This is a genomic window from Shewanella electrodiphila (genome assembly GCF_023283985.1).
Lineage (GTDB): Bacteria > Pseudomonadota > Gammaproteobacteria > Enterobacterales > Shewanellaceae > Shewanella > Shewanella electrodiphila.
In genome coordinates this window covers 194,900-207,897 of record NZ_JAKIKU010000004.1, presented here as the reverse complement: position 1 = coordinate 207,897, position 12,998 = coordinate 194,900, and the positions used below count along the sequence as shown (strand labels likewise).

General features: G+C 40.0%; 10 protein-coding genes. 8 read left to right on the top strand and 2 right to left on the bottom strand.

Features of this window, described 5'->3' with window-relative positions; all coding sequences use genetic code 11:
- Positions 1-196 precede the first annotated feature (196 nt).
- The 3 genes from glnE to L2737_RS09040 all read left to right on the top strand — a co-directional run bounded on the left by glnE (position 197) and on the right by L2737_RS09040 (position 4,861).
- Positions 197-3,064 carry a bifunctional [glutamate--ammonia ligase]-adenylyl-L-tyrosine phosphorylase/[glutamate--ammonia-ligase] adenylyltransferase gene (glnE, locus tag L2737_RS09050; protein ID WP_248955663.1) on the top strand — a complete coding sequence of 956 codons (2,868 nt, stop codon included), beginning with the start codon at positions 197-199 and terminating at the stop codon, positions 3,062-3,064.
- Between the two features lie 353 nt (positions 3,065-3,417).
- Entirely contained in the window at positions 3,418-4,386 is a 969-nt protein-coding gene (locus tag L2737_RS09045) for a sensor domain-containing diguanylate cyclase (protein ID WP_102528241.1), read from the top strand.
- A gap of 193 nt (positions 4,387-4,579) precedes the next feature.
- Entirely contained in the window at positions 4,580-4,861 is a 282-nt protein-coding gene (locus L2737_RS09040; protein ID WP_102528242.1) for a DUF3081 family protein, read from the top strand.
- A gap of 139 nt (positions 4,862-5,000) precedes the next feature.
- On the opposite strand, the gene zapE is transcribed toward L2737_RS09040, so the two are convergent.
- The gene (zapE, locus tag L2737_RS09035; protein WP_248955516.1) at positions 5,001-6,209 is read right to left on the bottom strand and encodes a cell division protein ZapE; all 1,209 of its coding nucleotides are present in this window, start codon (positions 6,207-6,209) and stop codon (positions 5,001-5,003) included.
- 88 nt (positions 6,210-6,297) lie between these two features.
- Positions 6,298-6,918 carry a helix-turn-helix transcriptional regulator gene (locus L2737_RS09030; RefSeq protein WP_102528244.1) on the bottom strand — a complete coding sequence of 207 codons (621 nt, stop codon included), beginning with the start codon at positions 6,916-6,918 and terminating at the stop codon, positions 6,298-6,300.
- Positions 6,919-7,147: 229 nt separating this feature from the next.
- Between L2737_RS09030 and L2737_RS09025 the strand changes: the two genes are divergently transcribed.
- The 5 genes from L2737_RS09025 to L2737_RS09005 all read left to right on the top strand — a co-directional run bounded on the left by L2737_RS09025 (position 7,148) and on the right by L2737_RS09005 (position 12,688).
- Entirely contained in the window at positions 7,148-8,467 is a 1,320-nt protein-coding gene (locus L2737_RS09025; RefSeq protein ID WP_248955515.1) for a polymer-forming cytoskeletal protein, read from the top strand.
- A 479-nt stretch (positions 8,468-8,946) separates the two neighbouring features.
- Positions 8,947-9,285, top strand: coding sequence for a P-II family nitrogen regulator (locus L2737_RS09020; protein WP_102528246.1), 339 nt, complete (start codon positions 8,947-8,949; stop codon positions 9,283-9,285).
- 10 nt (positions 9,286-9,295) lie between these two features.
- Positions 9,296-10,546, top strand: a complete 1,251-nt coding sequence (locus L2737_RS09015; protein ID WP_229369187.1) for an ammonium transporter — start codon at positions 9,296-9,298, stop codon at positions 10,544-10,546.
- A 98-nt stretch (positions 10,547-10,644) separates the two neighbouring features.
- Positions 10,645-11,025, top strand: a complete 381-nt coding sequence (locus L2737_RS09010; RefSeq protein ID WP_229369186.1) for a hypothetical protein — start codon at positions 10,645-10,647, stop codon at positions 11,023-11,025.
- Positions 11,026-11,458: 433 nt separating this feature from the next.
- A complete protein-coding gene (locus tag L2737_RS09005; RefSeq protein WP_248955514.1) occupies positions 11,459-12,688 on the top strand; it encodes a tetratricopeptide repeat protein in 1,230 nt (409 codons plus the stop codon).
- Positions 12,689-12,998 lie beyond the last annotated feature (310 nt).

Below are 12,998 nucleotides of genomic sequence, written 5' to 3'. Positions count from 1 at the left end.
AACCGCATAAATATGTGCTCAATTACGACCAAATATTTATACGGTTAGGTATAACTAGTATACAGGTTATAGTAATCTTAATGGCATATTCAATTAAGACTTACATTAAACTTTTGTTATGAATGGTATAGCACATTTCGACATAATATGTCGATTGGAAAGTGTAACGCCGTATGTAAATTGCTGAAGGGATCGAATAATAATGCAAAACCAAAGTAACAATGCCTTATCTGCCGAATTATCTAACATTGCAGAACGTTACTGGTTAAGACTGTCTGATGAATGGCCTGAGGTTGCAGACAAACTTAATCAAACCCAGCAGCAAGAGTTAAGGACTGTTTTTGGGTTAAGTGATTATATTGCCGAGCAACTTTGTCGTAACCCTCACTGGATTGAAAGTTTATTCAATGGCTTAATTGAAGACGTCGACAGACAGACTTTTTCTGCAGAACTTGACGCTAAACTTGAAGTACTAACTTCAGAGGAGGCCGTCAAATCAGCACTGCGTCAATATCGAAACCTGCAGATGGTGCGCTTAGCGTGGCGCGATTTTAAAAATTATTCCGATGTTGAATCCTCGTTATTAGATTTATCTGCACTTGCTGAAGCTTTAGTGATTGCCGCACGGGATTGGCTTTATAAAGAAATGTGCCAGCAATTAGGCACGCCTAGCGATGAAGAAGGTAACCCACAACCTTTGCTTATTCTCGGGATGGGTAAGCTCGGTGGCCGTGAACTGAATTTTTCCTCTGATATCGATTTAATCTTTACCTTCCCAGAGCACGGCGAAACCATTGGCGGCCGACGCGCTCAAGCCAATCAACAATTTTTTATCAGAATGGGGCAGCGATTAGTTAACTTATTGGATCAAGTTACGGTTGATGGTTTTGTGTTTCGTGTTGATATGCGTTTGCGTCCTTATGGTGAAAGTGGGCCATTGGTTGTGAGCTTCAGTGGTCTTGAAGATTACTATCAAGAGCAAGGACGAGACTGGGAACGTTACGCCATGGTGAAAGCGCGAGTGCTTGGCCCTTGGACACAATACAGTGACGATTTACATGATCTGTTAAGACCTTTTGTTTACCGAAGATACATCGATTTCTCAGCAATCGATTCATTAAGAAAAATGAAACAGTTAATTGCCCAAGAAGTTCGCCGACGTCAATTGACCGATAACATTAAACTGGGCGCAGGCGGTATTCGAGAAGTTGAATTCGTAGTGCAAAGTTTTCAGCTTATTCGTGGTGGTAGGGAGCCGTCATTGCGTCAACAAAGTTTATTCGGTGCGATTGATACTTTATATAACTTAGGCCAACTTGAGTATCTTGCGGTAGACGAGTTGAAGCACAGTTATATTCTGCTGCGGCGCGTCGAGAATTTACTTCAAGCCATTGATGACAAACAGACGCAAACCCTACCTGACAATAGTGTGGATTGGCAGCGGTTGTGTGTTGCGATGAAATGCGAGGATGAAACTGAATTAAGAGCCAAAGTGACCGATGCTATGGCGCGGATCCACGGCCATTTTAAAGAGACTGTTGGCGGTGAAGATGAACATGATCAAACTGAGCATTGGACCAGTCAATTATGGGTGATTGAAGATCCTGACAATGCAGCAGCGTTATTGGATGAGCATTTAGTGGATGATGCGAACTTTTGGCCTACATTAATTGAGTGGCGCTCCACCACCACAAAACGCTCTATTGGTCCTAGAGGACGCGAAACCCTTGAAAAACTCATGCCTAGGTTGTTGTCTGAATTGCTCGAACAACCTATTCCAAGTGTTGCATTAAAAGCAGTGTCTGGTGTGTTAGAGCAGATTTTAACTCGCACCACTTATCTTGAACTATTGTGTGAAAATCCTGGTGCTCGACAGCAGTTGATTAGCTTATGTTGCGCTAGCCCTTGGATTGCAGAAGAGTTAGCCAACTTTCCAATGTTGTTAGATGAGCTAATCGACCCATCGCAACTTTACGACACCACCTCAGTTGACGATTACCCAAGTGAATTAAGACAGTATCTACTGCGTGTGCCAGAAGATGACATGGAAATGCAGATGGAAGCATTACGACAATTTAAGTTGTCTCAGCAGCTAAAAATAGCAGCTGCTGATGTGACAGGGGTTTTACCTGTGATGGAGGTGAGCGATCACCTTACCTTTTTGGCTGAAGCGATTATCGAACAAGTTGTGCTGCAAGCATGGCATCAAGTGTCGGCTCGACATGGAGTACCAGAAGGCACTAGCCCTGATAAAATGGGCTTTGCCATTATTGGTTATGGCAAGTTAGGCGGAATCGAACTCGGTTATGGTTCAGATTTAGATTTAGTATTCTTGCGTAATAGTCTCAACACCGGGGAAACCGATGGCAAGAGACCCATCGGTATTGGCCATTTCTATTTAAAGTTGGCACAACGCATTGTGCATTTGTTTGCCACGCGCACAACATCTGGCGAGTTGTATGAAGTCGATATGCGCCTAAGACCTTCAGGTGCATCCGGTTTATTAGTTACCGAAGTCGAGCAGTTTAAAGAATACTTGCAAACAGAAGCGTGGAATTGGGAGCATCAGGCGTTAGTTCGTTCTCGTTTTGTTTATGGTGATAATCAACTTGCTGCTCGCTTTAGTGAGATCAGAACTGAAGTATTGTCGCAGCCTCGAGAACTCACTGAACTGGCAAAGCTCGTCAGAGACATGCGTATTAAGATGCGTGACCATTTGCTAAAAGTCAGTAGTGATAAGTTTGATTTAAAACAAAGCGTGGGCGGCATTGCTGATATTGAGTTCATGGCGCAATATTTGGTGCTTGCTAACGCTAATGAGCATAAAGAGTTAGCCATTTGGTCTGATAATGTACGCATTTTTCAAGTGCTAGCTGAGCTTGAAATTTTACCTATGATGACCGCACAACATCTGACGCAAACTTATTGTTGGTTACGAGATGAAAATCATCGACTGACTTTACAACAACAAAAGGGCCAAATAGATGCTGATGTTGCAGATAAAAACGTCTCTCAGGTTATTGACATTTATCAGCATATTTTAGGTGCTGAACTTAACTCGTAGCAGTTTTGGTTATCAGTTTTGGTTATCAGTTGTGGTTATCAGTTGTGGTTATCAGTGATGGCTTTTAGTTAATTTTGCCATGGCTAATTAAAACTTTAATTAGCCATGATGCTTAGGAAAAATATAAGTATCACAAAAGTAAAAAGCGGCTGAAGCTGCTTAGTTAATTACAACATATGGAAGCTCGCTTCACTTTTGACTGATTAATTAGAATAATGGTTCAGATATTTAGCAGAGTGAACCTAAAGCTGCTACGCTGAATGTTATCTAGTAACTGATTGAATTGAAATTTAAATACGTTACTGCTAATAATAAAAACAACACCTTACTCTTCGACACTCTGGGCTGGAAACATGTTAACTGCACCGATACGCGACAATGAAGAAGCGCGCTTACAAACCCTGCGGAATCTAAATGTATTAGATACAGCAGCAGAAGAGCGCTTTGATCGTATTACTCGATTAGCTAAACGGTTATTTTCAGTCTCTATATGTTTAGTGAGCTTAGTTGATGAAAATCGTCAATGGTTTAAATCGTGTCAAGGCCTTGTTGCTACTGAAACCCCACGTGATATTTCATTTTGTGGTCATGCTATACATCATGATGGGCCATTTGTGATTAATGATGCCTCAGCTGATCCTCGATTTAGTGATAACCCTCTTGTTACACAAGCGCCGCATATTCGCTTTTATACTGGCCACCCCTTAACCATGCCTAACGGTATGCGAGTGGGCACTTTATGTATCATTGATGATAAACCTCGTGAGTTTGGCGAAGAAGATCAAGTCGCACTTAAAGATTTAGCTGAAATGGTTGTGTCAGAGTTAGTGTCTATTCAGCAAACAACCTTAGATGAATTGACCGGGATTTCTAATCGCCGTGGTTTTGAAGTTTTGGCAAACCAGGCTATGGCGACGTGGGATAGAAATAACGTAGGCAGTTGCTTAGTCTTTTTTGATTTGGACTTTTTTAAAGAAATCAATGATTCTCATGGTCATGATGCTGGAGATCGGGCACTAAAAAGCTTTGCAAATTTATTGACCCAAGAGTTCAGAGACTCTGATGTTATTGCTCGCTTTGGTGGTGATGAATTTTTGGTATTATTTTGCGAATGTAATGATGGTCATGTGACATTTGCATTAGAGCGCTTTAAGCGTGCACTTAAAATGCATAATGCTACAAGCAATGAGCCATTTGAGCTTGCTTATAGTGTCGGGTTTGCTTCTCGAAAGGCGAAACAAGAACTTGATGTTATTCAGTATTTAGAACTAGCAGATAAAGAAATGTACCAAGTAAAAGCGCTACATCACCACGAGCGCTGAAGCAAATTGATACATTATCTGGCCATTCCGTTGACGATTTTCCGAGCTTTATCACTGTTCTATTTTATCACTCGCCTAGACTAAATGAATGAATAAGTAGGTGATCTTTTTCAGCGTTAAATGCGTAAATTAAGTATTGCTTATTTAACAGATTATCATCGTCGTAATTGCAGTATCTAGTCAGGAGTCTTCCATGAAAAATGCCATAGACATTTATCAAGCACTGAAAGTGTTTAATAAAATCACTGAATTTGGTGAAAAGCAGGCAAGTGACGCTGGCTATAACTCTACCTATCACCTTTGTGGCTTGCACGCAGAAACGGGTTATGACGGATATACCATTACCCTAAGTGATGGCCGAACTTCGCTTAATATTTACTTTCATAATAAATATCAATTTGACTACCCTGATAATGAAGCATTTGAAAACTTTATGCGCCGCTTTAGTGACGTGATGAAACATACTGTTCAATAAGGTTAGGCTCCCATACATGGTACATGGTACTTGGTGCTTAGTACTTGGTGCTTAGTACTTGGCATTTAGCATTAACCGATTCTGAGCTTGAATCCAGCCTTATAACTGATTGGTTTTTTTTTACCAACATTTCAACGTGTTAAATCCACCGCTTCATTTCTATTAAACGACTGATGGTTCTTCTAAATTCAAAAGACAATGCACCACCAGTGTATAGCTCATTGATATTGAAGCAGGAGCAGACTGTCAGTGATACTTTTTGGTCATAAAACTCATCGACTAAACTAATAAACCGCCTTGCTGGATCATCATTGGTGGCGTAATTTAGCTGACGTTCACCTGTCTTTGTGCCAATAGCTGCATCTTCAGTGCCTCTGGCTTTAATCCAAGATCTAACTTCTCCACCTAGTTGCGGTATTTCATCAATTACGACATGTTCAAATTGACTGGCAATTTCTATGTAATCTAATTGAGAGCGAGGTCCGTCACATAGCGCAGCAAAGTTAAACCAAATAAGTTTATTTACTCGGGCTTTAAAAGGAATTGGACGATTACAAATGATGATGTTGTCATTGTTAATACAAACAGCTGCTTCATGGGGATAGTATTTCCCAGCTAATTGAATAAATTCTTGGGGCTCCATCGAAAGAGGCAATGTAATTTGTTCTAGCAGTGGTGCGGCAGGGGCTTGGTTAATACGGTGATCAATCAAGCCGTTAAGTTCTACCTGATTAACTTGCTTAATTAATAGTTCAATAAAAGGTAAAAAACGCTCTCTTTGTAGCCCACCTTCATAGAGTCGATTAATTTCAATATTAGATGTAGCGACTAAAATGACGCCTTGATTAAATAAATGCTCGAATAGACGGCCGAGAATAATGGCATCACCAATATCTGAAACAAAGAACTCATCAAAGCAAATAACCTGATATTGGTCAGCGTATAGATGTGCAATATGAACTAGAGGGTCGTTAATTCCTTTACTGCTATTAAGTTGATGGTGAACAGCTGCCATAAACCGATGAAAGTGTAATCTGAGTTTACGCTCAGTCTTTAGATTATTGTAAAACAAATCCATCAAGAAGGTTTTGCCTCGGCCGACATCCCCCCACAGATACACACCTAACGGTGCGGCGTATTGGCTTTTGGAGGACTTAGTTGAAGGAGAGGTTATCGTTTGTTGATTATTAAGTTGCATGAACAACTGGTTTAGTGCCGTGAGCGCTTGCTCTTGAGCGGGATCATTAATCAGAACATCGTGGCTTGAGTCCCGAGAGCTTGATTTAGATTGCACTATTTTAGCGCGATATAACTGTAATAAATTGGTTGTCACGCTATTGCTACTCATTAGCCAAAAAGTCATTCCATATAGCAAAGTATATCAGCAATTAAATTAGCTTATAGCGGGATTTCATTCTCAATTATCGAAATAGTGTTTATACCTGAGTGAAAACATAAGACAGCTGGCCTCGGCTTGAAACATTGGTTTTTTTGAAAATATTCTGAATGTGCATTTTAACGGTATTGATTGAGATACTTAAATTGGCAGCAATTTGCTCGTTAGATAAGCCTTGGCACACTAACGACAACACTTGCTGTTCTTTTTTAGTGGTTAATGAAAGTAACTCTGTCTGGCGTTGGGTGATAGGTTGGCGCTTACGGGATTGAATATAGTGCGACATAGCATCATGGCTAAAATAGAGTTTATTATTATCTATATTTTTTAATGCTTCGATGATTTCGATAATAGAAGCTGACACTGCCAAACCACCGTGAAAACCATTGGCGATTAGTAAGGTTTCAGTATCTGAGTTAAATGCAGTGCAAAAAGCAAGGTGTTTGCCTTCAGAGATAAGTTCTGCAGATAGATTTGGGATATGTTGCTTAGGATCATCAACAAAATGCAGAAGGATTTTTTTGTGCTGATCAGCTTGTTGCCAATGAAAGTCGAGAGGATCATGGCTGATAGTATTACATTTGAGTAGCTCAGTAATTTGACAGAGCTGTTTAGTCAGAGGCTCAGGAATATCGCCTAAGAATATATCCGATAAAATCATCTTACGTCCTTGTTGAATACAACCAACTATTGAAGTCCTTAACAATAGTTTGCTTATGTTAGCGAAGCGGATTATTACATATATTTTAGAAACACTGAAGTTATTAATGAATTAGCTAAATAAGCCTCGTTTTAAAGTGAATGACATGTAAATGCAATGTTATTTGTTGTTTTAATTTAGTTGGTTTACTATAAGTCGAAAATTTATAATAAAAAGGATACTGCTGGGTATGAATAACAAAGGAAACGGGGTGACTTTTATTGGTCCCGAAACTTCACTGGATGGGGAAATGACAGTAAAAGGGCCTGCTTTGATTGCTGGTCAAGTCAAAGGTGTTATTCGTTCAACAGACCAAGTTAAAATTGAAGTAGGTGGCGAAATTGACGGTGAGCTTTACTGTCAAGAATTACGAGTTTGTGGTGTGTTTAAAGGTTCTTTACACTGTAACAGTCTCGTCATCGTAAGCTCTGGTGTAGTTGAAGGTGATGTTTCAAGTCATAAAATGGAAATTTATGATGGTGGTCAATTCTTAGGTGCTAGAACTAAAGGCCCTGAGCAAGGCGTTTTACCTGAATTAGCGGCAGATGAACAACCTGTTGCTTCATATAACGCTCCATTTATCGAAGAGCCAGCATACGCCTCCCCAAAGGCTGAAGCGCCTATTGCAGAGGCGCCGATAGCACAGGCTGCAAAAGTGAGTAATGTTAACGTAATGGCTGAGCCGATTACGAATGTTGCTGTTGACGCTCCTCAAGTCAAAACTGAGATTAAACCAGAAGTTAAACCTGAACCAATTTCTGATATCAGAGACAACTTGCAAGCAGACATTCAAACGAATGAGCCTGTTTTAAAAGCAGAACCTAAAGCTGCTGCGCCGCAAGAGCAACGTACTGCTGCAACATCAGCACCAGTACAAAGCAATGATACTGAAGCTGCTTCAAAGCCAAAATCTAAACTTGAAATTAAGCCTCAGCCTAATCCTCAAGCGCAATTAGCAGCTAAAGCTGCGGCAGAAAAAGCGCAAGAGAAAAAGTCGGGTTCTACTAAGTTTGTTGTTGCTGGTGTTGTGTTAGCTGCTGCAGTAGGTGCAGTGGTTATGAAGCCTGAATTAGCAGAAGACTTAATGGCTCAATTCAATCAGCCTGCATCTCAAAATGAAGCATCTGTACCAGCAGTTAAAGATGTTGTCGTTGAAGAAGTTGTAGAAGCTGAAGACGTGTCAGAGCTTAATAATGTAGTTGATGCTGAAACCGCATTGGCTCAATTAGATAAAGCTGCACAATCTGAAGCCACGTCAGAGTTTGAAGCTGGCTTAGAAGAAGTAGCTGATGACCAGGAAGCATTATTAGCTGATTTAGGTACGAGCTTAGAGGCTGATATTGCAGCTGAAGCTGATGAAGTTATTGTGGCAGCTGAAGAAGCGACAGAAACTGATGCGGTAGATAAAACTCAAGTAGACAGCTTATTAGCTGATTTATTGGCTGAAGAACGTACAGAGTCAGTAGAGGCTGTTGATACTGTTGAAGACACTTCAACAGGTAATCTGTAACCTTTACAATCAGTCATTAGATTAACAGAATTAGATTGTTATATTTGACTGAAAAGAGTGAAATACCTAACTTAGGTATTTGATAAAAGGTCCTCAATTGAGGGCCTTTTTTTGTGCCATTGGGGCCGACTATATTTATACCGTCTCACCTTTTACCCACTTATATTTATTGCTTTATTATTCTATGGGTACTTTTATTAACACTTTTATTTGCCGCTAGTCATTCGCCTTATTCTGGCTTTTTAAACTCCCACTAAACTCGTCAATTTAACCAAGTTTAAGTAAATCCATCGCACTCAATTCTCTGCGCTAATCTTGTGCGCACTGAAATGGAGCTGCACTTTGTTGGTGCGTTTTTGTCGTTATAAATATTATTGTTTTTATCATATCCCTTTAAAAACAGAGGCTTATAAGTTTGGCCTAATGATTGAATTGTAATTGGAAACAAATATATAACAATCACACTTTTGGAGGTCGAGATGAAACTCGTCAGCGCTATCATCAAGCCATTTAAATTAGATGATGTCCGAGAAGCAATTGCTGGAATGGGCATTGAAGGAATGACTGTAACTGAAGTAAAAGGTTTTGGTCGTCAAAAAGGGCACACTGAACTTTATCGTGGCGCAGAATATCAAGTTGATTTTCTTCCTAAAGTGAAATTAGAAATTGCCACTAAAGCAGAAAATTTAGAAGTATTACTTGAAGCAATTACTACAGCTGCCCATACCGGCAAGATTGGTGATGGCAAAATTTTCGTAACTGATCTTGAACAGGCAGTCCGTATCCGTACGGGTGAGCTTGATAACGAAGCACTATAAGGGGGCTGAAATGGAAGAGTTAGCAGCGTTAGGAACGACAGTCACTGAGTTACGTTTCGCATTAGATACGTTTTACTTTCTAATCTCAGGTGCATTAGTTATGTGGATGGCAGCAGGTTTTGCCATGCTTGAAGCAGGTTTAGTTCGCTCAAAAAATACCACAGAAATTTTAACTAAAAACGTATGTTTATATTCAATTGCGTGTGTGATGTACCTGTTAGTCGGTTACAACATCATGTATGTCGATAATGTTGAAGCGGGTTGGTTGCCATCATTTGGTTCGCTAATTGGTTCACAAGCAGATGGTGCTGACCATGCGCTTGAGTCTGACTTCTTTTTCCAAGTGGTATTCGTAGCAACAGCTATGTCAATTGTCTCTGGCGCAGTTGCTGAACGTATGAAGCTTTGGTCTTTCCTACTTTTCTCTGTGGTACTGACAGCCGTTATTTACCCAATTGAAGGTTACTGGACTTGGGGTGGCGGTTTCTTATCTGCTGCAGGTTTCGTTGACTTCGCTGGTAGTGGTATTGTTCATATGGCGGGTGCAGCTGCAGCTATTGCCGGTGTATTACTACTAGGAGCGCGTAAAGGTAAATACGGTGCAAACGGTTCAGTAAACCCAATTCCTGGTTCGAACTTGCCAATGGCAACCTTAGGTATGTTTATTCTTTGGATGGGCTGGTTTGGATTTAATGGTGGTTCTCAGTTATTGGTTTCTGATGCAGAAAATGCTTCAGCAGTCGCTAAAATCTTCGTTAACACTAACTCAGCAGCAGCATTTGGCGCAGTGTCAGCGTTAATTGTTTGTAAGATTGTTTGGGGTAAAGCAGATTTAACCATGATATTAAATGGTGCATTAGCAGGTCTTGTTGCTATTACTGCTGACCCATTATCACCATCATTATTGATGGCAGCTGTTACAGGTATTGTCGCTGGTGGTGTTGTTATCTTCTCGATTGTTGGTTTTGACCGTATCAAAATTGATGACCCAGTCGGTGCGATTTCTGTTCACGGTGTATGTGGTTTCTTAGGCTTAATGTTAGTTCCATTGTCAAATGCCGATGCGAACTTTGGTGCTCAGCTATACGGCGCAGCAGTTATCTTTGCTTGGGTATTCGCGGCTTCATTCGCAGTATGGTTTGTCCTTAAAGCGACTGTAGGTATCCGTGTAACCGAAGAAGAAGAGTATAACGGTATGGATGCATCAGATTGTGGTGTAGATGCCTACCCAGAGTTTGTTTCAATTAAATCAGCTAGTTAAATTTTGATTTAAATTGGAGTGAGGTTAGAAAAGCAGAGCTATTTAGCTCTGCTTTTTTTGTTATACTGAAAATAAGATAAGCCTTAAAAGGTCACACTATGAACATACGAATTATGAACACGCGAATGAAGCTGGTCGTCATGATGAGTATCACTGCTATGCTATTGAGTGTGTCAGTTTCACCTGTTTATGCAGGTAAAGTCGTGGTGCGTAAAGCCTCTGAACCTTTTGATGCTTTTGCCGTTAGAGATCAAGTACAACAAGATCATCAATGGCAAGAAATGTTACGTATGCAGCAACAGATCCAAATTTTACAGGCCTTACCTGTTGGTTGTTTGCCAATTGCCGTACCATATCGCTATTTCAGCTGCTCAGGCAATGCTTATCGTCCTTATTCTTATCAAGACCAAGAGCTATATATTCAAATTGATGAGCCAAGCTCGCAGCAAGTTCCACGAAAGCCGTCACAAAAACCTTAACTAGCAACAAAGCTTAAGCACGAGGCTCAAAAAGCCTCTTATTATATTCTGATTAAAGCGGAATTTTTACCTCATTACATAAATGGCGAGGAGTTGGATAAACTCCGCCATTACTGACCGTAGCATCACTGACAGCGCCCTAAAAATAGCGCTAACGGTGTTAACTCATTGCATCGCTTATATCACTCGCATTGCTAACATCACATACAGTTGTGACTTGAATGGCTCACAGCTCACAGCTCACAGCTCACAGCTCACAGCTCCTAGCTCATTGTCATAGTCATATTTATAGCCATAGCACATAAGTCTTAGTCAAATTTACCGTGGAAGTCATGCGCCATACTTGATGGCTTGATAAGTTTTGTAACGTTTAAGTGTCTCATTTTTTGTACTTGCATCTATGCTTAATAAAGGCGTTTGCTGGAGCATAAAAATGTTACAAAAAGATGAAAGTGAGAAATTTATTTATGGCGGTATCTTAGTACCTACTAGGTTGCTGATTTATTGTGTTTATTTTATCGTTTTCTATTTTATATTCTCCGTAATCTCAGGCTGTAGCAGCACGATCCCAACTAAAAAAACACCTAATGTCAGTTCCTTATTCAATGATAGTGAGTTCACGGCTGTCACGATTCCAGATACTGATGCCATATTTGCACTGCCTGAAAAACTGAAAATAGAGATAAGAAGAGACTATGCACGTTCAGGTGGTATTACCGGGACTAAAGTTCCTGTTAATAAATGGTTAGCTGAATACATTGATGCGCAAAATGGTGGGTTCGAATATCGTGACCATTTCACCAGAATGGCGAGTATAACGGCTGAGGAACGTGCTGGGAATTGTATGTCACTAGTGGTTTTATCAACTGCTATTGCTGATGTACTCGGTGTACCTGTTAAGTTTCAAGATATAGATGTCGAGCCAATATGGGACAGACGAGGGGGCTTTTATCTAGTTAATGGTCACGTCAACATGAAGTTACTTCATGTGGATCAGCCCAATACATATAGCATGAGAGGTTCTGAAATATTAGTGGACTTTTTACCTGAACGTTCAATAAGAGCTTACAGAGTGAAGCAAATCAATAAACAGACCTTAGCTGGGATGTATTTTAATAATGTTGCTGCAGAAGCCTTAGTGAAAAATGACTATGACTTAGCATATGCGCTTGCTAAAAGAGCAATTGAACTCGATCCCTATTATGTTAATAGCATTAATACGCTGGCCGTGATTTATCGTCATAAAGGCATGGATGAGTTAGCCGAAAAAGCTTATCGTCATGTATTGCAGTTAGAGCCTAAAAATATTACCACTTTATATAATTTAGCCATTATTCTTGGGGAACAAGATAGATTAGAAGAATGGCAACAAGTACATAAAGTGCTTGAGATCGCACGGATTAACAACCCATTTTATTACTTCGATATGGCTCAACAAGCCTACTTTGAAAAGCAGTATCAAGAGGCGTTAGTTTGGTATAAGCGTGCAGTGGATAGAGCTGATTATCGTCATGAGTTCTATTTTGGGTTATCGCGGGCTTATTGGGCGACAGGTGACCAAAGAAGAGCGAAAAAAAATATGGAAAAAGCAATCGACTTGAGCCTTGATGAGACCAGTCAGCATAGATACAAAGGAAAACTGCAAGCAATGTTACGGCATTAAGCATTATTCTTATTAAGTTTCATCGCTTAAATAGTGCTATTGGCTGATACATAGCAGCCGCGGTTATTAAAACTATTTTCAGTTAGCACTGAAAATAGTTTTTTATGCGCTGTGCTTATGGCTGAAATACAAGTGCGGCTAAAGGCAGAGTTAACCGAAATAAATGAATTTATTGAATATTTTGTAATGTTAAATTTAAAGTTATTTATTAACAGTGATTTATACTCATAAAATAGATAAAACCATAGATTGAGTGAATTATTGTATGGTACTGTTTGAATTATAAAGCTGTTCGTTATGCTTTACTGCC

Excerpts from the sequence above, each read along its gene's own strand:
- L2737_RS09025 (WP_248955515.1), top strand. The coding sequence starts at position 7,148 with ATGAATAACAAAGGAAACGGGGTGACTTTTATTGGTCCCGAAACTTCA.
- zapE (WP_248955516.1), bottom strand. The coding sequence starts at position 6,209 with ATGAGTAGCAATAGCGTGACAACCAATTTATTACAGTTATATCGCGCT.
- L2737_RS09045 (WP_102528241.1), top strand. The coding sequence starts at position 3,418 with ATGTTAACTGCACCGATACGCGACAATGAAGAAGCGCGCTTACAAACC.
- L2737_RS09040 (WP_102528242.1), top strand. The coding sequence starts at position 4,580 with ATGAAAAATGCCATAGACATTTATCAAGCACTGAAAGTGTTTAATAAA.
- L2737_RS09015 (WP_229369187.1), top strand. The coding sequence starts at position 9,296 with ATGGAAGAGTTAGCAGCGTTAGGAACGACAGTCACTGAGTTACGTTTC.
- L2737_RS09030 (WP_102528244.1), bottom strand. The coding sequence starts at position 6,918 with ATGATTTTATCGGATATATTCTTAGGCGATATTCCTGAGCCTCTGACT.
- L2737_RS09010 (WP_229369186.1), top strand. The coding sequence starts at position 10,645 with ATGAACATACGAATTATGAACACGCGAATGAAGCTGGTCGTCATGATG.
- L2737_RS09005 (WP_248955514.1), top strand. The coding sequence starts at position 11,459 with ATGTTACAAAAAGATGAAAGTGAGAAATTTATTTATGGCGGTATCTTA.
- L2737_RS09020 (WP_102528246.1), top strand. The coding sequence starts at position 8,947 with ATGAAACTCGTCAGCGCTATCATCAAGCCATTTAAATTAGATGATGTC.